Raw genomic sequence first — 16,724 nt, forward strand, 5'->3', positions numbered from 1 at the left:
CCTCGCGGGTTGTCAGGCGACGGCGGACGTCGCGGGCTGTGCGGACGTCTGCTCCTCCGGCTGCTGCAGACGGAGCACGGCGAGGATCGCGGCCTTGGGCACCTTGTACTGGTTGCCGACGGGCAAGACCGGACAAGGGAACTCGCCCGCGCGGGCGAGTTCGTGCGCCTTGGTACGACCGATGCCGATGGCCAGGCCCGCGGTCTTGATATCGACCGAAGCGGGCAGGGCGAGGACCTCCTCGACGGACAGTGCCTTGTCCTTTCGCACCGGTGGGGTCACTTCGAGATCGACCTCGAACAGGTCGCGGATCTCGGCCGCGAGGGCCGGGCTCGCGAAGAGCAGCAGCAGCCCGATGACGTAGGCGCCGGACGGTTCGCGGGTGCCGTGGAGGACGCGGTGGTGGGTGGTGATGGGGACGCCGATTGCGCGGGCCTGGGCGCTTTGGGAGCCGAGTTCGGGATTTCGGCTGATGCGGTTCTCGAACTCTTCGAGGCGCAACTGGACTCGCGCCATTGGAGCCTCCTGATGTCTGAAGAGCGATCTCTATGCTGTGTAGCACAAGCAACGTAACTCCATGCTGTGCGTCATAGCAATAGGTGTTTCATGATTTTTCTTCAGCAAACTTGGGGCCCCACGTGGGTAAACATCTCCAGTCAGGTTTTGCTGCACAGCAAGGGGCCTATTCGGGTTCTGATCACCGCGATATCATCTGTGCTCGTGGGCAAAACACCTGGTCAGCTTGGGGTTTGGCTGCGAGGTGAGCTAACCCGCCGCGGCTACAACGTGCAGCGCGGAGGACAGTCGCAGCTCGCTCGCGAAGCCGACATCGACGTATCGATCATCAATCGCGTGCTCAACGAGGACCGTGGCGTCGAGATCGCCATCCTCCGCAAGATGGGGCACGCCCTCGGCTACTCGCTCGGCGAGATGCTCGTCCACGCCGGCATGGCCGCGCCGGACGAACTTCCCGTAAGGACCGCAGCCGAGCAGGCGGCGGCCGAGCCGCCGAAGCCGCGCAAGTACCCCGACGAGGCTGAACAGCTCATCTGGGAGATCGACGTGCTGTCGCCCGTCATCCGCGAGCAGTTGATCGGCGTCCTACGCGCCACACGCATGGCTGTAGACGAGGCGACTGGGCATGGGCAGTCGGGCGTGGTGCGCCAGTTCCCAAGCCGCAACAACGGCGGGTAGCCGGAACTAAGTTGCGGCTCGCCCCGGTTTGCGGCGATATCCCGTGGTCGGGCTGCACTTCGGCCGGAAAGTACTAGGTCACAATCCGGCAACGCCTCTGGCCGATACGCCCATTCGGGATGAGTGTGGACGGACATACCCGCGTGGGGGGCGGGCGGTACGAAAGTGCACGTCTGCGCCAAAGGCGCCGCAGGGGGTGGTTCCGATCGCCGAACACTTTGACGACCCCGAGATCGAAGCGGTCCTGATCCAGAAGGTCTTAAGCGCCATCGAGGTCACGCTCGCCCGGCATGAAGCGGTCGCGAGTGCTCAAGAGAGCAGCGAATTCCTGCAACGGCGGAACCAGGAACTGGTCGCTCAACTCGAACTGGCCTACACGACGATGGCACGGATGAGTCGCAACCGGACGGAGGAGCGGGACTTCGTCGACGACTCCACGACGCCCATCGAGATCCGGCATGCGATGCGGTCCCGTGCGAGCCGGGCACAACGCGTACGCAAGGTCATCGGAGGACGCGAGCGCGTCTTCATGGTCCCTGCACGCGGGGACCAGTATGACCCGCGTGAGGCCCGGGATTTATGGCATTTCCTGCGGGATCGGTACGGTGAGGGCCAGTCGTGATGCCACCTTTCGAGGTCCGGCCCGTCAAGGACCTGCACGTGCCCGCGATCGCCTACGAGGAGGACGGCGTCGTCATCGTGGAGGTCGACGCCGACCTCCACGGTCGCGCACGGACCCGGGCCATCATGGACGTCCTGGCGCCGTGGCGTCGCGGGCTCGCGGCGTTCCTGCCGCTGCCGCTGCTGCTGCTCTTGCACAACCACCCGCGTGCGGTCGCGGCGGTGAGCACCGCCGGCGTGGCCGTGGCGGGCGGGGCAGTCATCGCGCTCACCGCCCCGCTGGAGCGTGACACCCCTCCCGTCCCGCCGGTCGGCGCGCTGCCCACGGTCAGCGTCACCGCCACCACCGCGGAGCCATCACCCACCGCGACTCCGGCCCGCACGCGCACCCGCAGCTCGCCGCCCGCCGTACACGCCGGACGGACGCCGAGCCCCTTGGCGCCCACCGCCACCGTGCCGGCGCAGCGGAGGACGTCTCCGCCGCCACCGCCCACGAGACGGCCTACCGCGCGGTCCACCACGACTGCCCCGGCCAGCCCGGAGGAGGAGGTCGTGCCGAGCGCCCGCGGTACCGGGCCGCCGGCGCCACCCCCGCGTACCAGCGCCGCCCCCGCGCCGTCACCTACAGTGGAGGCGCCCCCGACCGAGCCGAGTCCCGAGCCGCCGCCGGCGGCCGCCGCGGAGTGCGACGGCCTCGTGCACGTGGATGTGGACCCGCTGCTCGACGTCTGCCTCCTCTAGCCCCGGAGAGCGCATGAACGGCAACGGATTCAAGCGCTGCAAGTGCCGCGACGAGCATGGGCGCGAACTGGGCGCCCGATGCCCGAAACTACGCCGGGCGAACGGGTCGTGGAATCCGAACCACGGCTCGTGGTATGGCAAGGCCGAGGTCGCGCCAGGACCGGACGGGAAGCGCATCCACCTGCGGTTAGGTGGGTTCGCAACTGAGGCGGAGCTGAACGCGTACTACGACACGGCGGGGGACCTCCTCTCCGTCCCGGACGCCGGGCCCGACGGGCACGAGGCTCGGCTGGAGATCCTTGACATGATCCGGGCGGCGCACAGGAAGAAGGCGCCGCTTCCTGAGTTCGAGGAACTCCACCGTAAGTTTCAAGCTGGTCAGCCTCTCCGGTCGATGACCTTCGGGGAGTACTGGGCGAAGTGGAGAGCCCGACGCGAGCGGCTGAAGGACATCAGGGAGTCCACGCTGATCGGCTACATCGGCCACCACGACAAACACTTCGGGGAGATACTCGACCCTGTGCGGCTCGACCGCCTGTACGCACCCGCCGTGGAACAGGTCTTCGAGCGGATCGAGGAGAAGAACGCGGCGCTCCTCGAAGCCCGGCAGTCGGACGATCCGGAAGTGCGCAGGTCGGTCCGGGGCCAACGACCTACAGGTCCAACGACCAAGCAGCGCATCCGGGCCACGATCCGGACGGTGTTGAGTAGCGCGCAGCGCGAGCATCTCGTCACGTTCAACGCGGCCGAACTGGTGTCGCTGGAGTCGGCGCCGCGGCCAACGGGATTGGTGTGGACCAAGCCGCGCGTGGAGGCGTTCAATGACGCGTTCAAGGCGCGGCTGGCGGCGGTACGCAAAGCCCCGGACCTGCCCTCGGTGTCGGCGGTCAGCGTGTGGACCGCGAAGGATCTGCGACCATCCCCGGTCATGGTGTGGACGCCGGTGCAACTCGGCGCATTCCTTGATCATGCGGCGTCGGATCGGCTGTACGCGCTGTTCCACCTGGTGGCGTTCCGGGGCTTGCGCCGCGGCGAGGCGTGCGGCGCGCGCTGGGTGGACTTCGATTGGGAGGAGGGGGTGCTCTCCGTCGAGAAGCAGCTCACCCTCGTGCGCCGAAAAGTAACCGAGGGCGAGCCCAAGACGCAGTCGTCCGTCGCCCAGGTCGCGCTCGACGTCACCAGCATGAAGCTGCTGCGTATCCATCGCCAGCGCCAGCGCGAGGAGGAACTGGCGTGGGCCGGGTCGTGGCAGAACGCCGCCGGCCGCATCTTCTGCCGAGAGGACGGCAGTCCGCTGCAGCCGGACTGGGTGAGCGAGCACTTCGAGCGTCTGGCTTTCGCCGCGGGGGTTCCGCCGATCCGGCTGCACGACCTCCGCCACGGCGCGGCCACGCTGTCGCTGGCGGCCGGCAACGACATGAAGACCACCTCGGCGATGCTGCGGCACTCCAGTCAGGCGATCACGTCGGACACCTATACGTCGGTGCTGCCGGATCTGGCGCGCTCGGCGGCCGAGGCGAGTGTCGCGCTGGTCCCGCGGAAGGTGGTCGTGGGGGAGGCGTCCGAAACTGACGGTCCCCCTTCGGTCTCCCAACTCCGCCCGCACGACCCATCGGATTCACGCTCGCGACGTAAGACCAGCTCAGAAGGCTGATCGTTGCGCGCCCTGCAGGATTCGAACCTGCGACCGTCGGATTAGAAGTCCGATGCTCTATCCAGCTGAGCTAAGGGCGCCGGGTTTAGTTGTCTGACGTGCAGCGCTTCGAAGATCCTCTCCTCGAAACCCTCGTGCACGCAAAGAGTAGAGCATAGGATCCGCCCATGTCCCCCACCCGCAAACAGGATAGATCACCGCGTCTCGATGGCCTACTCGATTCCTGGGCGCTAGCGCTGGAATCGGCCAACCGTTCCACCGGCACGATCATCTCCTACATGGCGACGGGGCGCCTGTTCTGTGCATACCTGGAGCATCATTCCATGCCCGTCCGTGTAGAGGGAATCGAGGCGGAGCACATCCGCGCGTTCCTCGCGGCATCCCTCCACGGCTGCTGGAGGGACAAAGAAGCTGAGCTGCCCTGCGACTGCCTCGTCAAGCAGACGAGCCCTGGCAACACGGACAAGCACTACCGCAACCTCAAGGCCTACTTCAACTGGCTGATCAAGGAAGGGGAGCGCACCAGCCCCCACCCGATGGCCAACGTGGTCCGCCCCACCGTCCCCGACAAGCCGACCGACACCTTTGGCGACGACGACCTGCGGGCGCTGCTCAAGGAGTGCTCGGGGGCGGGGATCGAAGATCGACGAGACACGGCCATCATGCGGATCTTCATGGACACAGGGCTGCGCGTGTCCAGCGTCGCGGGCATGCGCGTAAGCGCCGACCCCGACAAGAGCGACGTACTTCTCCAGCAGAAGCTTCTCCGCGTCCGGAAGAAGGGAGGGGACATCTTCCTGGTACCCATCGGGAAGAAGGCGGCACGAGACCTTGACCGCTACCTACGTGCCCGAGCGCGCCACCCAGAGGCGGAAAGTGAGTGGCTGTGGCTTGGCAAGAAGGGGCGGTTGAACGTCTCCGGGATCCAGCAGATGCTCAGGCGTCGCGGCTTCCGCGCCGGCGTCACGAACGTGCATGCCCACCGCTTCCGTCACACCTTTGCCGACGACTGGCTAGAGGGCGGCGGCAACGAGTCCGACCTGATGCGAATAGCTGGATGGTCCTCATGGGAGATGGTGCGCCGCTACGGCAGAAGCGCCGCGGATCGTCGCGCGAGGCAGGCGCATGCTCGGCTCTCGCCGGGAGACCGCATCTAGCGAGCTGGGGCTCCCGATGGGGCGTAGCGAAGTTGCTACGTTCCACTTACTTCGCCAACCGGGGTATTGCGGGCATATCGGCTCATAGCGGAGTCGTTGAAGCCGACAACAATCACGGAGCGTAAGACCGCGTATCCTCACGGGTGATTCGTGGTGGACGTGCGCGAGAAAACGTCATGTGTCCTATTCCACAAGCAGCATGAGTGACCTATGGTCATTGCACTGCGCTGCCTCGGGAAAAGGAAACGCCGCAGTAGGGCCGCCCGTCTGCGACTGCGACACGGCCGTGAAGGGGAGCACGTGAACAAACGCACGAAGGGCTGGATCGCGAAGAGCGCTACGGGGGTAGCGTGTGTCGCTTTGGTCGCGGCGACAGTGATCCAGCCCCACATCCAGGTGTATCTGACGATCTGGCTATTCGCGCTGGTCAGCTCGTTCGCGACAGCCGCACTCTGGGTGGTAGGGCCGGACCACGATGCACTGGGTCAGGCTCGGATGAGGATCGCCACGCTCCGCCTGGAGGAGGCGTACAAAGAGGAGCGTGAGAAGGCTAGCCGGAAGCGCAAACGGCTAGAGACAGTCGCCTGAAGAGGGCATTCGGTTTACGCGTCCCCGCCACCTTTTTCAAGATTCTCCAGAGCCTCTTGGTGTTGCTTCTCCAGGGCTCTGCGTTCAGATCTTGAAAGGTGCGGGGACGCCATTATGCGCTCGTAGTCTTGCTGGAACTGCGTGATCGCGGCGGCGCCTGGCCGCCGGACGATCAGTTCCTCTGGTACCGCCACGCCTGCTTCAATCAGCAGCTCGCCCAACGTCTGGTCGTTGTGGTCGGCGATCGCGCGCAACGTGTCAAGTGGTGCGGTGATGTCGAGTAGCTCGAGGCCTCGCCGCCCAAGCTCCGCCTTGAACCACCGCTGGACCGTGTGAGAGTCGGCCCCGGAGGCTGGCCCGGGGACGATGCGGATGCTGTGAATCTCGGGGGGCCATGCGTCGTCGTCTTCGATCGGCGGCTTGCCCTCGAGGATGCGGTCGATGCTTCCGGGCTTCCAGGCCAGCGCCTTCTCGATGCCTCTCTTGGTGAGTTTGCGAATCCCGCCGGTTTTCTCGCGGATGTCACGCAGTGCTTGGGTGCTGATTCCGGAGTTCTCGGAGACCTGCTGCCATGTGAGGCCCAGGTGCGTACGGCGCTCCTCCATGTGGGTGCCGAGGGCGATCCGCCACTCCAAGCCTTGCTCGTCTAGCCCTCGCATGGTGACGAGTGTGCCTGACTTAACTTGGCACGTCTAGGCACAGTCTTGTGTCAAGCTTCCGTGTTTGCTGGTCAGGAGCACAAGAAGAGACAAGTAGAAGCAAGTTAGCCAAAGAATCTTGCCTAACTTGCTTCCCATCGACCACAACTTGGCATAACTTGGCTTCATGCGATCCGCAGTCATTGACGGCGGCAAGCTCCGTGAGACACGCGAGGACCGCGAGCTGTCCGGAACGGTCCTAGCCGCCCTGCTCACACAGGAGCTCGGCCGCAACGTCTATCCATCCACGATCTACCGGCTCGAGTCGGGCAAGCGGCAACCCAGCCCCAAGCTCTTCGGAGCCCTCTGCCGCATCCTCCGCTGCACGAAAGCCGACTTAATCGTGCTCTCGACCCCCGAGGGGGATCTGTGAGCACGCCGCAGGAACGCTCCACGCAGGCAAGGATCGCTGCTCACACCCGCTGGGCCGGCGAGCCCGACCGGGCTGCCGCGACCCTGGAAGCCCGGAAGAAGTCGCCCGCGAGCATCGACTACTGGATGCGCAAGGTCGATCCGGACTCGCTCATGCCGTACCCAGCGCGGCTCAAGCGCGCGGAGAACGCCAAGACGGCCTACTACGAGAAGCGTGCGCTCAAGATGCGCCAGGCCAAGGCCCGCAAAGCTTCTGGCGAGGCGGCATGAACGAGCTCGCCCTGATTCAGTCCCAAGCGGTTCGGGCCGAGCACGCCAACCGGGTCGACGTTCTCGACAAGGTCAAGGCGCTCAGTCTTCTGCCTGACGGCGTCCACGCCACGACCGAGCTGGTGGCCAGCTACTACGAGGTGACCCCGGAGGCGATCGACCAGATCGTCAAGCGCAACCGCGAGGAACTCTCCGGCAACGGCTACAAGGTCATGTCGCGGGCCGAATTTGAGAGTGTCATCGGTGACACCCTCGAACTGTCCCCGCAGACCCGCCGCGTGGCTGTCTTCAGCCGCAGGGCGATCCTCAACGTCGGCCAGATCCTCACGGGGTCTCAGGTCGCCAAGGAAGTCCGCGCTTACCTCCTCAACCTGGAGGAGGTCGCGACTCACGAGCAGCGCTCCGAGGCGATCGACCGCGCCCAACTGGCGCAAGCCCGCATCGAGCTACTGAAGGCCGGCGACGGCTACCTGGACGCCGCCTGGCTGCGCCTGAAGATCCGCATTCAGACCGCGATCGGCTTGGGCGAAGAGCCCGAGGTCGACCATGACGATCTGCCGCTATACGTCCCGGACTTCCTCAAGTCCAAAGGACTGAAGAAGGCGCAGATCAAGGCTGCGCAGTCGTGGTTCGGGCGGCGCCTGGTCAAGGTGGCGCTGGCCGAAGGGCGAACCATTCCAGAGAAGCGATCTGAGGACACCGCCTCGGGTTCCGTGCGGGAGACCAACGCGTGGACTCGCAAGGACCTGCCTCTGTTCGAAGAGGTCTGGGACATGTACTACGCCGCCGAGCACGCGCCCGCTCCTGACTACGCCCTGTTCGGAGGCGAGTCGTGATGGCGAAGAAGTCGAACGTCGTCCAGTTCAAGCAGCGCCCGCTGAGCCCGAAAAGGGTCTTCAGGGACAAGATCGCGGCTCGCACCGAGAGCACCTCGGTCTGTGGTTGCGGTCGCGTCATCAGGGCTGGCTCTACCTGCGGGGAGTGCCGATGACCGCCGCCGAGCGCGTGGCCGCTGCCGAGATGACGGTCGCTCTGTCGCAGCGAGTCGATCGGCTGGCCGCGATCGACCGCGCTGACTCCTACGTCGGCCGCCACCGCGCGCAGACCCCCAAACCCTGAAAAGCCGAGAGGCCCAGCCATGCAGGGCCGGACCTCTCGATCACCCGCTCAGACCAGACCACTGATGAGGAGCAGGCTGTTGAACACTGTAATCCCTGGCCCGCACGACGTCGCCGGCCAGACCGAGGTGTGGGAGGACCTGAAGCGCCTCTCGCCGCGCGCCTACCAGCAGGCCGTCCACAACATCGAGACCCGCCTGGGCGAGCACCTGGACGGTGCCCAGTGACCGCCGAGCTCGTTTTCCCCGGCCGCGACGAGTGGCTGGCTGGCGTCACCATCGCGGTCAACGTGCTGCACAAGCACCAGCATCTGGCGCCGTCGGACGTGGGCTATTCGGTTTCGTGGCCGTTCTTCGTGTTCACGGTCGAGGACGCGCTGGTCTGGGTGCGAGTGATGGACGAGCCTCCTCGCGCCGGCTTGATGGACGAGCACGACCGCCTGCGCCTGGACGGGCAGATCCGCGGACTCAAGGTGCAGATCATCGTGCGCCAGCAGCACCTGGGGTCGCCGATCGAGGGGCCGCACCCGTCCGACTCGACGCGGATGCGCACCCAGTGGCGCATCCCGAAGAGGCTCGCTGACGCGATCGACCTCACTTACGGCAACGTCCTCGCCGCCGATGACCTTCCGGAGGGTGCGTCATGAGCGCCCTGGCCGAACTCGTCGACAAGGCTGCTGCGCTCATTGAGGTGCGCGGCCTCTGCCTCACGGACTTCGTGGGCCCCGATCAGGAGCTGTGCCCTGCCGGCGCCGTCGCCGAAGCGCTGGATCTGCCGCCGGGTGTGTGGGTGGACCCGCCGTGGCAGATCGCCGACAGCGACGCCTACCACGACGGTGTGGCGGCGTTGCGGGAGCTGGTCGCGTCGCTCGGCTACCAGATGGCCGATCACGGGCAGGAGCCGTGGACGGGCGAGACGCTCGCCAACCACATCGCGTTCTGGCTGGACGACGACCGCCCGACAGCCGCGCACGTGGTCGGCTGGATGCGGGATGTGGCGTCTGCGCTGCGCCCGGCTGGGGCGGTGGCGGCATGAGCGCCGAGAAGCCCGCCTGGCTCACCGATGCCGTTCAGGCTGCTGCCGTCGCAGTACACCTGCTCGTGCAGGAGTCAGCCGCCCATCCCGGGCGGGTGGGCGTGTGGGGTGCGAAGAAGACCACCAAGGCGATCCTGCGCCGCCTGTGCGCACAGGGCGTCTACGTCGAGCACCCGGACTGGGACTATGCCCGCCAGTACCGGCTCTTCGTGCAGCGCGAACGCGAGGCGCTGGCTGAGGCTGCCCGTCTCGCCGAGCAGGCAGGAGCCAGGACATGACTATCTGGGCTGTGCGCGCTGAGCAGCTACTTGAGCAGGCTCTCGACGAATCGCGGTCGTCCATCGACGCCATCCCGACCGTCTCGGCGGCGCTGGCTGCGTTGCGCATCGAGTGCGGCGAACTGCCTTCAGCCGCCATGGATGGTTACCCGTTCCAGGACGCTGACGGTGTGGATGACCTGTGCACGTGTCCGCCTGACCTGGCGGCCCGTGGCGGCTTCCGCAGCACGTGCCCTGCTGCACACCACCTGGACGCCCGTCTCGCCGAGCAGGCGGGAGAACGCTGATGGGCCGCGAAGTGAAGCGAGTCGCCCTCGACTTTGGCTGGCCGCTCAAGAAGGTGTGGCAGGGCTTCCTGATGCCCGACCGGCTGCGCGAGGACGAGTGCCCTGACTGCACGAACGGCTACTCGGCGCACGCCCAGCACCTGCAAGACCTGTGGTACGGCTACGTGCCCTTTACGCCGGCCGACAACGGGTCCACCTCGTTCAGCGAGGACACTCCGGCGGTGTGGGCGTTCGCCGAGCGGAACGTCTCGCATGCCCCCGAGTACTACGGCGTGGGGGAGTCGGCGATCCGGCGCGAAGCGCGGAGGCTGGCGCGGCTATGGAACGGGCAGTGGAGCCATCACCTCAACGACGACGACGTGGCGGCGCTGGTCGAGGCCGATCGTCTCTACGACCTCACCCACACCTGGGCCAAGGGGGATGGGTGGCGGAAGAAGAACCCGCCCGTTATCCCGACCGCCGAACAGGTCAACGAGTGGTCGCTGCTCGGGTTCGGCCACGACTCCATCAACGCCTACGTCGTGATCCGGGCCCGCTGCGCGCGCGAAGGCGTGGCCGACACCTGCGCCACCTGTGAGGGGTACGGCAGCGTCGAGGCGTACCAGGGCCAGCGCGCCGAAGCCGAAGCGTGGGAGCGGGCAGAGCCTCCGGCAGGTGAGGGCTGGCAGCTCTGGGAGACGGTGAGTGAAGGCTCGCCCATGTCCCCCGTCTGTGCATCGGCCGAGGACCTGGCCGCATGGATGAGTCAGAACCCGTGCCTCGCAGGCGACGAGAGCCCGTCCTTCGAGACCGCGCTGGCGTTCGTCCACGTCGGATGGGCGCCGACTCTCGCTGGCTCTGGCGGTCGGGTCGTGGATGGCGTCACAGCCGTCGCTGAGCAGGCGGAGGCGACGTCATGAGCGAGCCGATGCTGTCCACGGACAACGGCACCTACAAGGTCGTCAAGACCCTGCATCGGCCTGGCGGAGCCGTCGACCTGATCGTCTCCTACCGGGCGCGGCGAGGCGATCGAGTGTTCGCCGCCTACCGCCGCGAGCCCGACGGCGCCTGGAAGGCACTCAACGGCGGCTGGTCCTCCCTGGACCGCGCTGTCGCGGAGGCGGTCAACGTCGGCGACTACCGGCCGCTCCAGCTCGGCCCGCTCCGCTCCTGGCTGGCCGACGCAATCGGCGTGACCGAACCGTCGGTGGGCGGCGGACCCGACATCGGCGACGACGCGGAGCGCGGCTACCGCGACGAACAGGCCGACTACGACCCAGGCACGAACGACGAGGGAGACGAGCACTGATGGGCTTCACCCGGGCGCAGATCGAGCAACTCCTCCGGCCGATCAATCCGAAGCGGGTTCTGCGAGACGGCAAGGGCCACTCCCACGTCTCCCAGCAGGACGTCCTCGCGCACCTGATCCGCGTGTTCGGGTTCGGCAACTTCGACATCGAGGTCACCAGTGTCGAGTGCGTCTTCGAGGTCGAACGGCACGACAAGAACGGCGAGCTGACAGGCCGCTGGGACTGCTGCTACCGGGCGATGGCCAGGCTGGTGGTGCGCGATCCAGAAGGCAACGAGGTCTGTCACTACGAAGACGGCTCGACGGCGACCGCCCAAAACCAGACGCGAGGCGACGCACACGACTTGGCCTACAAGTCGGCGATCTCGGTGTCGAAGAAGCGCGCGGCCATCGCGCTCGGGGATCAGTTCGGGCTGTCGCTCTACAACCGTGGCCAATTGTCCGCGTTGGTGCGCGGCACGGTGGTGATGCCCGACGGCGAGCCGGTAGCCGAGGACCTTCAAGAAGGAGTCGAGCAGCAGGTGACGCTCGGCAACGATGAAATCGACCGGGACCTGGACGCCGGCCTGCCGCGCAACAAGGACGGCTCGATCTCGCGCTCTCGGGTTAGCGACGAGGACCTGGCTGGCGTCGGGTCGATGACTCGCCCGCAGGCGAAGGAACACGGCCAGCTCGTCAAGGAGACCATCGCGAACCCGAAGCTCGCCGACCGCTCGAACGGTGTGGATGCGGTGGACGAGTTGTGGATGAACGGCGGTGGCACGGCATGAGCCTCACGCCGAGCCAGATCGCTCAAGGGCTGATCGATCTCACCCGCGACCTCGATGCTCTGGTCAAGGAGTTCAAGAGCCTCGGAGCCAACGCCGCGAAGGCCAAGCGCTCCGCGGAGACGGCGTACGCCCGCGCCTACATGGAGTCCGAGGGCCCGGTCGAGGAGCGCAAGCAGTCCGCTCTGCTCAAGGCATCCGACGAACGGTTTCAGGCCGACCTCGCCGAGCGCGAGGTGGCGGGCTGCAAAGAGGCGCTCCGCGCCATCCACGCCCGAATCGAGGTCGGGCGCACGCTGAGCGCCACCACCCGCGACGAGCTGAAGACGCTGGGGGTGAGCGCGTGAAGACCCGCGTTGAGGTCCGCTGCTGCTCGAAGGAGACGTTCGCGTCCGAGGAAGAGGCTCTCCGCCGGATGGCTCGCATCCGCGAGTTCGGCCTGTCGAAGATCCTGCCGACCGGCGTGGAGGTGTGCCGTCATGGCTGGCACCTCGTGTTCCCGCCTGCCGGGCCGAAGTCGGGCCGGCAGCGGGGGAGAAGGCGGCCGTCGAAGGGCGTCCCCGCGGGCGTCAAGGCCATCATCTGGAGGCGTGCCGGCGGCCTGTGCGAGGTGGGGCTGTGCTGCGGCGGATCGGCTGAGGCGACGGACCCGGCGCACCGGGAGGGCAAGAAGCAGGGCGGCACGGCGAAGCTGTGGTCGAACCTGGCGTCGAACCTGCTTGCCGCGTGCCGTGCCGATCACCGCCTCATTGACGGGCTGGACGTGCGCGGCGCCGAAAACCTCGGGTTGAAGGTCCGCGAGGGTGTCGCCCGCCCGTGGGAGATCCCGGTCAAACACGCCCGTCTCGGGTGGGTGCTGCTGGACGACGCCGGCGGATCGCGACCAGCGCCACCCGCGGCCTACGCCGACGGTAAGCGGCCGACTCCGGTGGTCACGGTTGCCCCGTGGTCGCTGATCGCGGGCTCGCCCGGCCTGGATGAGGCGATGGCCCGGTACGGGCACGGCTCCTGCCGCGGCTGGCCGGGCGTACACGACGGGCTCCTCGTGTGCTCGTGCGGGTCCACGCCCTTCCTTGTGGATGAGGTGGCGTGATGGCCGTCGTCAGCGTCTTCTGCCACGCGTGTAAAGCCGTCCACCCTCACGCCGCGGGCGGCGAGCTGATCGTGTGCACCGGCTGCGGCTCCGAGCGGGCCGTCGACTCGACGCTCCTCATGGCCGCGGTGACGGTCGCTGAGATGGCGTTCTGCCCGTGGTGCAAGGAGACCAAGCCCGTCGGCCACGACTGCCCGGCCGGAGCCGTGGGCTGCACCGAGCGGCAGCCCGACGAGACCCCGTGCGGCGTCTGCGCGCGCTGCCAGCAGGTCCAGCTCGACGACTTCCAGCGCCGCAGCGAGCTCGGCCGGTACGGCTCGCCCTCCGACATCGATAGCCCCGATTCCTCCGAAGGACACCACTCATGAAGGCATCCAAGACGATCGTCGTCGCGACTGCGCTCGTGGCCTTGTCGCTGTCGCTGGCCGCGTGCGGCGATGACAGCGAGTCGGTGACGGCGGACTGCGTCGTCAAGCAGGCGGACGGCTCCCACAAGGCCGTCGACGACGACCTGTGCGACCGCAGCGGTGGGCACGGCAGCTCGTTCGTGTGGATCTACGGAGGCACCTCGTCGGGCGGCTACATCCGCGGTGGAACCACCACCCGGCCGGCGAACACGAACATCTCCACCCGCTCCGGCAAGACGATCGTGGGCGGGTTCGGCTCTTCCAGCAAGGGCGGGTCGGGGTCGTGAGGCGCGTCCAAGGCCAGGCCCGGCCGGGCTGGCAGACGCTCGTGGAGGAGCAGGGGCTCGGCTTCCACCGCCACGTTGAGCAGGGCGAGGGCCGCCCGTACTGGGACGAGTCCGTCCACTACAGCTTCTCTCTCGCCGAGGTCGAGGACCTGGAGCGGGCCGTGGAGGAACTGCACGACATGTGCTTGCGCGTCGTCGAGCACGTGGTGAAGAAGAAGCGGTTCGCCGAGTTCGGCATCGCCGACTGGCTGCACAAGCCGATCACCCGCTCGTGGGAGCGCAAGGACCCGCACGTGTTCGGCCGTTTCGACCTGTGCTACGACGGTGCCGGCCACGCCAAGCTGTTGGAGTACAACGCCGACACCCCGACGTCGCTGGTCGAGGCGAGCGTCGTCCAGTGGTTCTGGAAGCAGGACACGCATCCCGGCTGCGATCAGTGGAACTCGATCCACGAGGCGCTGATCGCCCGCTGGCAGAAGATCGGCCAGCACCGGGTGACGTTCGCCTACACCGGAGACGAAGAGTCCGGCGAGGACGTCATGAACGTCGCCTACATGGCCGACGTCGCCGCCCAGGCAGGCCTGGCCACGCAGGTGATGCAGATCGAGGACATCGGCTGGGAGACCGGCCTGCAGCGATTCGTCGACAGCCAGGAGCAGGTGATCGACACCCTGTTCAAGCTGTACCCGTGGGAGTGGATCGTCACGGACGGCTTCGGCCCATCCGCGATCGAGGCCCAGCAGGCGACGCCGTGGGTGGAGCCGCTATGGAAGATGATCCTTTCGAACAAGGCGCTCCTCGCCCTGCTGTGGGAGCTGTTCCCCGACCACCCGAACCTGCTTCCCGCCTACCTCGACGGGCCACGCGAGCTGTCGTCGTACGTGGCCAAGCCGCTGCTCGGCCGCGAGGGCGCCTCGATGCGCATCGTCGCCGCCGGCGAGACCGTCACCACGCCGGGCGTGTACGGCTCCGAAGGCTATGTGCATCAGGAGTTCTGGCCGCTGCCGGACATGGACGGCTGGCGTCCGGTGCTCGGCGCCTGGGTGGTGGGCGACGAGGCGGCCGGGCTCGGCATCCGCGAGACCAAGGGCCTGATCACGGACAACACCTCGTCGTTCGTCCCGCACCTTATCGAAGGCTGAGGAGATCGCCATGAGCAACTACCCGACCTCGCTGGACTTGGACGATCTGGAGCACGCGTACAGCATCGCTTCCGATCCCAACTCCCCGCCGTTCATCGCTGACCCGCTGAGCAAGGTGGTGTGGGTGGCTGTCCCGAGGCTGCTGGCCGAGCTCCGCGCTCTTCGTGAGCGCAGCGCCTCTTCCTGATCTTCCGGTGTTCGCCCCGTCCCGGGGGTCGGGGCGAGCGCCGGCTCACCAAGACCACACCAGCACCAGGAGAACCGATGAGCACCGCCTACAGCGCCGATCAGGCTCAGCTGCGCCGCCTCACCGAATCAGGGATTGCCCGGTACCGGGCTCTGAACGAGCGCGACGAGCAGGAGTTGGCAGACCTGCGCACGACGAGAGCCGAGTACGCCGCCGAGATCGCGTCAATCGACGACGTGATGGCCGACCTGAACGACACGATCAGCCGGCGTCAGTCGAAGATGCGCGGCGATCTCATCTCCCAGCTACCTCCCACCGAGGGCACAGTGTCGTCGCTCTTCTCGTCGCCGCCGGTCGCTTCGGAGGTGCACGCGGAACGGTACGGCGGCATCCCCCCGCTCACGGGCGAGGTGGTTCCGTCGCCTGCCCGCGAGGCGTTCGCGGATGACCAGCCTCATGGATCCTGCATCAACTGCGGCGAGCCTGCCTGGCGCGTACCGATCAGCGAGGCCAGCCCAAAGGGCGCCACCCACTCCTATGGGGCCACCTGCAAGCCCGAGGACCCCGACAGCGGCCAGGCCGATCTCGGAGACCTGGCGGTGGCGCCGTGATCGAGATCCTGGCCCGCCTGCATCAGCGCCTCCTGCCTCCGCGTGGACGCCACGCCCGCACCGTGCAGCCGTCTCGCCCTCTCAAGTGGGGCGACCTCGACCTCGATGACCTCTTCTCCCAGGAGTCCGAATGAACAAGAAGCTGCTGATCGACTCGATCGCCGCCACGACCGGCCTGCCCAAGAAGACCGTGACCGAGGTGGTCGACGCGTTTCTCGGGTCGGTGCAGGAGAGCGTGGCCGCTGGCAACAAGGTCAGCATCATCGGGTTCGGCTCGTTCGTCCTGAGGCACAGCCCGGCCCGCGAGGCGCGTAACCCGTCCACGGGCGCGACCGTGCAGGTGCCGGAGAAGTGGACACCCAAGTTCCAGCCCGGTTCCGGCTTCGTCGGCCTGTGCATCGAGACGCAGGGCGGCGCCAAGTGAGCGCCATCACCGCTGAGAAGGTTGCGGACTGGATCACCGAGTACTCCGGCGATGTGGACAGCCACCTCGGCGGCGCTGTGACGGTGTCCCGCGAGGGCGCAGCGCTGGAGCGTATGGCCGACCCTCGCCACCAGCCGGACCTGGACCACGACGAGGCGCTAATCCGGGACGCCCTGACCCGTGAGGCCGACCGACTGGCAGACCTCTGGCGTGACGAGGACGAGCGGAGGCGCCATGGTTGAGCGCTTCTTCGCCGGTCTCGGCTTCTTCGCCGCGGCGGTCACCCTCGCCTGGTTCCTGCTGTCCGGGATCCAGAAGCTCCATATGCGCATGGCCCGCCGCCGGCCGCTGCCGCCGATGGACCCGGAGATCGTGCGGGAGTTGCAGATGGCGCGCTCCCGCCTGCCGTACCTGATGGCTGACGACCGCATGTGGCTGCACGCCGAACTCAAGGACCTGGAGCGAGGCGAGAGGCCATGACCAGCCAGCACAGCACTGCATGCGC

At 67.2% G+C, this 16,724-nt stretch carries 31 protein-coding genes and 1 tRNA gene; 29 read left to right on the forward strand and 3 right to left on the reverse strand.

What is annotated here, in order from left to right:
• Positions 1–12: 12 nt before the first annotated feature.
• On the reverse strand, positions 13–516 hold the full coding sequence (locus tag ACIBEJ_RS34565; protein ID WP_397187093.1) for a hypothetical protein: 504 nt from the start codon (positions 514–516) through the stop codon (positions 13–15).
• A 90-nt stretch (positions 517–606) separates the two neighbouring features.
• On the opposite strand from ACIBEJ_RS34565, the gene ACIBEJ_RS34570 reads away from it, so the two are divergent.
• The 4 genes from ACIBEJ_RS34570 to ACIBEJ_RS34585 all read left to right on the forward strand — a co-directional run bounded on the left by ACIBEJ_RS34570 (position 607) and on the right by ACIBEJ_RS34585 (position 4,210).
• A complete protein-coding gene (locus ACIBEJ_RS34570; RefSeq protein ID WP_397187094.1) occupies positions 607–1,194 on the forward strand; it encodes a multiprotein-bridging factor 1 family protein in 588 nt (195 codons plus the stop codon).
• A 196-nt stretch (positions 1,195–1,390) separates the two neighbouring features.
• Positions 1,391–1,816 carry a hypothetical protein gene (locus tag ACIBEJ_RS34575; RefSeq protein WP_397187095.1) on the forward strand — a complete coding sequence of 142 codons (426 nt, stop codon included), beginning with the start codon at positions 1,391–1,393 and terminating at the stop codon, positions 1,814–1,816.
• On the forward strand, positions 1,813–2,556 hold the full coding sequence (locus ACIBEJ_RS34580) for a hypothetical protein (protein WP_397187096.1): 744 nt from the start codon (positions 1,813–1,815) through the stop codon (positions 2,554–2,556). Before ACIBEJ_RS34575 ends, ACIBEJ_RS34580 begins: the two co-directional genes overlap by 4 nt.
• Before the next feature lie 13 nt (positions 2,557–2,569).
• Positions 2,570–4,210, forward strand: coding sequence for a tyrosine-type recombinase/integrase (locus ACIBEJ_RS34585; protein WP_397187097.1), 1,641 nt, complete (start codon positions 2,570–2,572; stop codon positions 4,208–4,210).
• Positions 4,211–4,216: 6 nt separating this feature from the next.
• On the opposite strand, the gene ACIBEJ_RS34590 is transcribed toward ACIBEJ_RS34585, so the two are convergent.
• A tRNA-Arg gene (locus tag ACIBEJ_RS34590) sits at positions 4,217–4,290 on the reverse strand.
• A gap of 87 nt (positions 4,291–4,377) precedes the next feature.
• On the opposite strand from ACIBEJ_RS34590, the gene ACIBEJ_RS34595 reads away from it, so the two are divergent.
• The gene (locus ACIBEJ_RS34595; protein WP_397187098.1) at positions 4,378–5,367 is read left to right on the forward strand and encodes a tyrosine-type recombinase/integrase; all 990 of its coding nucleotides are present in this window, start codon (positions 4,378–4,380) and stop codon (positions 5,365–5,367) included.
• Between the two features lie 300 nt (positions 5,368–5,667).
• Positions 5,668–5,955, forward strand: coding sequence for a hypothetical protein (locus ACIBEJ_RS34600; RefSeq protein ID WP_397187099.1), 288 nt, complete (start codon positions 5,668–5,670; stop codon positions 5,953–5,955).
• Between the two features lie 14 nt (positions 5,956–5,969).
• Here the strand turns inward: ACIBEJ_RS34600 and ACIBEJ_RS34605 are convergent, their stop codons facing one another.
• Complete coding sequence (locus ACIBEJ_RS34605; RefSeq protein WP_397187100.1) at positions 5,970–6,614, reverse strand: hypothetical protein; 645 nt, start codon at positions 6,612–6,614, stop codon at positions 5,970–5,972.
• Between the two features lie 166 nt (positions 6,615–6,780).
• Here ACIBEJ_RS34605 and ACIBEJ_RS34610 point away from each other — a divergent pair, with 166 nt between their 5' ends.
• The 23 genes from ACIBEJ_RS34610 (at position 6,781) to ACIBEJ_RS34720 (ending at position 16,699) form a co-directional block, all read left to right on the forward strand.
• Complete coding sequence (locus tag ACIBEJ_RS34610; RefSeq protein WP_397187101.1) at positions 6,781–7,026, forward strand: helix-turn-helix domain-containing protein; 246 nt, start codon at positions 6,781–6,783, stop codon at positions 7,024–7,026.
• Complete coding sequence (locus ACIBEJ_RS34615; RefSeq protein WP_397187102.1) at positions 7,023–7,295, forward strand: hypothetical protein; 273 nt, start codon at positions 7,023–7,025, stop codon at positions 7,293–7,295. The genes ACIBEJ_RS34610 and ACIBEJ_RS34615 overlap by 4 nt, the downstream gene beginning before the upstream one ends.
• On the forward strand, positions 7,292–8,131 hold the full coding sequence (locus ACIBEJ_RS34620) for a hypothetical protein (protein WP_397187103.1): 840 nt from the start codon (positions 7,292–7,294) through the stop codon (positions 8,129–8,131). Before ACIBEJ_RS34615 ends, ACIBEJ_RS34620 begins: the two co-directional genes overlap by 4 nt.
• 151 nt (positions 8,132–8,282) lie before the next feature.
• Complete coding sequence (locus tag ACIBEJ_RS34625; RefSeq protein WP_397187104.1) at positions 8,283–8,414, forward strand: hypothetical protein; 132 nt, start codon at positions 8,283–8,285, stop codon at positions 8,412–8,414.
• Positions 8,415–8,493: 79 nt separating this feature from the next.
• Positions 8,494–8,640: a hypothetical protein gene (locus ACIBEJ_RS34630; protein ID WP_397187105.1), complete on the forward strand. Its 147-nt coding sequence runs from the start codon at positions 8,494–8,496 to the stop codon at positions 8,638–8,640.
• Positions 8,637–9,059, forward strand: coding sequence for a hypothetical protein (locus tag ACIBEJ_RS34635; protein ID WP_397187106.1), 423 nt, complete (start codon positions 8,637–8,639; stop codon positions 9,057–9,059). Before ACIBEJ_RS34630 ends, ACIBEJ_RS34635 begins: the two co-directional genes overlap by 4 nt.
• Complete coding sequence (locus ACIBEJ_RS34640) at positions 9,056–9,448, forward strand: hypothetical protein (protein ID WP_397187107.1); 393 nt, start codon at positions 9,056–9,058, stop codon at positions 9,446–9,448. The genes ACIBEJ_RS34635 and ACIBEJ_RS34640 overlap by 4 nt, the downstream gene beginning before the upstream one ends.
• Entirely contained in the window at positions 9,445–9,726 is a 282-nt protein-coding gene (locus ACIBEJ_RS34645; RefSeq protein WP_397187108.1) for a hypothetical protein, read from the forward strand. Before ACIBEJ_RS34640 ends, ACIBEJ_RS34645 begins: the two co-directional genes overlap by 4 nt.
• On the forward strand, positions 9,723–10,013 hold the full coding sequence (locus tag ACIBEJ_RS34650) for a hypothetical protein (protein ID WP_397187109.1): 291 nt from the start codon (positions 9,723–9,725) through the stop codon (positions 10,011–10,013). The genes ACIBEJ_RS34645 and ACIBEJ_RS34650 overlap by 4 nt, the downstream gene beginning before the upstream one ends.
• Positions 10,013–10,912, forward strand: a complete 900-nt coding sequence (locus tag ACIBEJ_RS34655; RefSeq protein WP_397187110.1) for a hypothetical protein — start codon at positions 10,013–10,015, stop codon at positions 10,910–10,912. Before ACIBEJ_RS34650 ends, ACIBEJ_RS34655 begins: the two co-directional genes overlap by 1 nt.
• Complete coding sequence (locus ACIBEJ_RS34660) at positions 10,909–11,301, forward strand: hypothetical protein (protein WP_397187111.1); 393 nt, start codon at positions 10,909–10,911, stop codon at positions 11,299–11,301. Before ACIBEJ_RS34655 ends, ACIBEJ_RS34660 begins: the two co-directional genes overlap by 4 nt.
• Positions 11,301–12,071, forward strand: coding sequence for a Rad52/Rad22 family DNA repair protein (locus ACIBEJ_RS34665; RefSeq protein WP_397187112.1), 771 nt, complete (start codon positions 11,301–11,303; stop codon positions 12,069–12,071). The genes ACIBEJ_RS34660 and ACIBEJ_RS34665 overlap by 1 nt, the downstream gene beginning before the upstream one ends.
• Positions 12,068–12,415 carry a hypothetical protein gene (locus tag ACIBEJ_RS34670; RefSeq protein WP_397187113.1) on the forward strand — a complete coding sequence of 116 codons (348 nt, stop codon included), beginning with the start codon at positions 12,068–12,070 and terminating at the stop codon, positions 12,413–12,415. Before ACIBEJ_RS34665 ends, ACIBEJ_RS34670 begins: the two co-directional genes overlap by 4 nt.
• Complete coding sequence (locus ACIBEJ_RS34675) at positions 12,412–13,161, forward strand: hypothetical protein (protein WP_397187114.1); 750 nt, start codon at positions 12,412–12,414, stop codon at positions 13,159–13,161. Before ACIBEJ_RS34670 ends, ACIBEJ_RS34675 begins: the two co-directional genes overlap by 4 nt.
• The gene (locus ACIBEJ_RS34680) at positions 13,161–13,529 is read left to right on the forward strand and encodes a hypothetical protein (RefSeq protein WP_397187115.1); all 369 of its coding nucleotides are present in this window, start codon (positions 13,161–13,163) and stop codon (positions 13,527–13,529) included. The genes ACIBEJ_RS34675 and ACIBEJ_RS34680 overlap by 1 nt, the downstream gene beginning before the upstream one ends.
• Positions 13,526–13,855, forward strand: a complete 330-nt coding sequence (locus ACIBEJ_RS34685; RefSeq protein WP_397187116.1) for a hypothetical protein — start codon at positions 13,526–13,528, stop codon at positions 13,853–13,855. Before ACIBEJ_RS34680 ends, ACIBEJ_RS34685 begins: the two co-directional genes overlap by 4 nt.
• Positions 13,852–14,997, forward strand: coding sequence for a glutathionylspermidine synthase family protein (locus ACIBEJ_RS34690; RefSeq protein ID WP_397187117.1), 1,146 nt, complete (start codon positions 13,852–13,854; stop codon positions 14,995–14,997). The genes ACIBEJ_RS34685 and ACIBEJ_RS34690 overlap by 4 nt, the downstream gene beginning before the upstream one ends.
• Before the next feature lie 10 nt (positions 14,998–15,007).
• Positions 15,008–15,184: a hypothetical protein gene (locus tag ACIBEJ_RS34695; protein ID WP_397187118.1), complete on the forward strand. Its 177-nt coding sequence runs from the start codon at positions 15,008–15,010 to the stop codon at positions 15,182–15,184.
• A gap of 77 nt (positions 15,185–15,261) precedes the next feature.
• Positions 15,262–15,795: a hypothetical protein gene (locus tag ACIBEJ_RS34700; RefSeq protein WP_397187119.1), complete on the forward strand. Its 534-nt coding sequence runs from the start codon at positions 15,262–15,264 to the stop codon at positions 15,793–15,795.
• Positions 15,792–15,929 carry a hypothetical protein gene (locus ACIBEJ_RS34705; protein ID WP_397187120.1) on the forward strand — a complete coding sequence of 46 codons (138 nt, stop codon included), beginning with the start codon at positions 15,792–15,794 and terminating at the stop codon, positions 15,927–15,929. The genes ACIBEJ_RS34700 and ACIBEJ_RS34705 overlap by 4 nt, the downstream gene beginning before the upstream one ends.
• The gene (locus ACIBEJ_RS34710) at positions 15,926–16,219 is read left to right on the forward strand and encodes an HU family DNA-binding protein (RefSeq protein ID WP_397187121.1); all 294 of its coding nucleotides are present in this window, start codon (positions 15,926–15,928) and stop codon (positions 16,217–16,219) included. Before ACIBEJ_RS34705 ends, ACIBEJ_RS34710 begins: the two co-directional genes overlap by 4 nt.
• Positions 16,216–16,461 (forward strand): hypothetical protein, encoded by a 246-nt coding sequence (locus ACIBEJ_RS34715; RefSeq protein ID WP_397187122.1) that lies wholly within the window; start codon positions 16,216–16,218, stop codon positions 16,459–16,461. The genes ACIBEJ_RS34710 and ACIBEJ_RS34715 overlap by 4 nt, the downstream gene beginning before the upstream one ends.
• Positions 16,454–16,699 (forward strand): hypothetical protein, encoded by a 246-nt coding sequence (locus ACIBEJ_RS34720; protein ID WP_397187123.1) that lies wholly within the window; start codon positions 16,454–16,456, stop codon positions 16,697–16,699. The genes ACIBEJ_RS34715 and ACIBEJ_RS34720 overlap by 8 nt, the downstream gene beginning before the upstream one ends.
• Positions 16,700–16,724 lie beyond the last annotated feature (25 nt).

The sequence above is a fragment of the Nonomuraea sp. NPDC050790 genome (assembly GCF_044456745.1).
GTDB lineage: Bacteria > Actinomycetota > Actinomycetes > Streptosporangiales > Streptosporangiaceae > Nonomuraea.

Coding starts and splice junctions, on each gene's coding strand:
- ACIBEJ_RS34700 (WP_397187119.1), top strand. CDS start 15,262: ATGAGCACCGCCTACAGCGCCGATCAGGCTCAGCTGCGCCGCCTCACC.
- ACIBEJ_RS34670 (WP_397187113.1), top strand. CDS start 12,068: ATGAGCCTCACGCCGAGCCAGATCGCTCAAGGGCTGATCGATCTCACC.
- ACIBEJ_RS34610 (WP_397187101.1), top strand. CDS start 6,781: ATGCGATCCGCAGTCATTGACGGCGGCAAGCTCCGTGAGACACGCGAG.
- ACIBEJ_RS34685 (WP_397187116.1), top strand. CDS start 13,526: ATGAAGGCATCCAAGACGATCGTCGTCGCGACTGCGCTCGTGGCCTTG.
- ACIBEJ_RS34660 (WP_397187111.1), top strand. CDS start 10,909: ATGAGCGAGCCGATGCTGTCCACGGACAACGGCACCTACAAGGTCGTC.
- ACIBEJ_RS34565 (WP_397187093.1), bottom strand. CDS start 516: ATGGCGCGAGTCCAGTTGCGCCTCGAAGAGTTCGAGAACCGCATCAGC.
- ACIBEJ_RS34620 (WP_397187103.1), top strand. CDS start 7,292: ATGAACGAGCTCGCCCTGATTCAGTCCCAAGCGGTTCGGGCCGAGCAC.
- ACIBEJ_RS34680 (WP_397187115.1), top strand. CDS start 13,161: ATGGCCGTCGTCAGCGTCTTCTGCCACGCGTGTAAAGCCGTCCACCCT.
- ACIBEJ_RS34625 (WP_397187104.1), top strand. CDS start 8,283: ATGACCGCCGCCGAGCGCGTGGCCGCTGCCGAGATGACGGTCGCTCTG.
- ACIBEJ_RS34650 (WP_397187109.1), top strand. CDS start 9,723: ATGACTATCTGGGCTGTGCGCGCTGAGCAGCTACTTGAGCAGGCTCTC.
- ACIBEJ_RS34665 (WP_397187112.1), top strand. CDS start 11,301: ATGGGCTTCACCCGGGCGCAGATCGAGCAACTCCTCCGGCCGATCAAT.
- ACIBEJ_RS34645 (WP_397187108.1), top strand. CDS start 9,445: ATGAGCGCCGAGAAGCCCGCCTGGCTCACCGATGCCGTTCAGGCTGCT.
- ACIBEJ_RS34570 (WP_397187094.1), top strand. CDS start 607: ATGATTTTTCTTCAGCAAACTTGGGGCCCCACGTGGGTAAACATCTCC.
- ACIBEJ_RS34640 (WP_397187107.1), top strand. CDS start 9,056: ATGAGCGCCCTGGCCGAACTCGTCGACAAGGCTGCTGCGCTCATTGAG.
- ACIBEJ_RS34655 (WP_397187110.1), top strand. CDS start 10,013: ATGGGCCGCGAAGTGAAGCGAGTCGCCCTCGACTTTGGCTGGCCGCTC.
- ACIBEJ_RS34585 (WP_397187097.1), top strand. CDS start 2,570: ATGAACGGCAACGGATTCAAGCGCTGCAAGTGCCGCGACGAGCATGGG.
- ACIBEJ_RS34720 (WP_397187123.1), top strand. CDS start 16,454: ATGGTTGAGCGCTTCTTCGCCGGTCTCGGCTTCTTCGCCGCGGCGGTC.
- ACIBEJ_RS34605 (WP_397187100.1), bottom strand. CDS start 6,614: ATGCGAGGGCTAGACGAGCAAGGCTTGGAGTGGCGGATCGCCCTCGGC.
- ACIBEJ_RS34710 (WP_397187121.1), top strand. CDS start 15,926: ATGAACAAGAAGCTGCTGATCGACTCGATCGCCGCCACGACCGGCCTG.
- ACIBEJ_RS34595 (WP_397187098.1), top strand. CDS start 4,378: ATGTCCCCCACCCGCAAACAGGATAGATCACCGCGTCTCGATGGCCTA.
- ACIBEJ_RS34695 (WP_397187118.1), top strand. CDS start 15,008: ATGAGCAACTACCCGACCTCGCTGGACTTGGACGATCTGGAGCACGCG.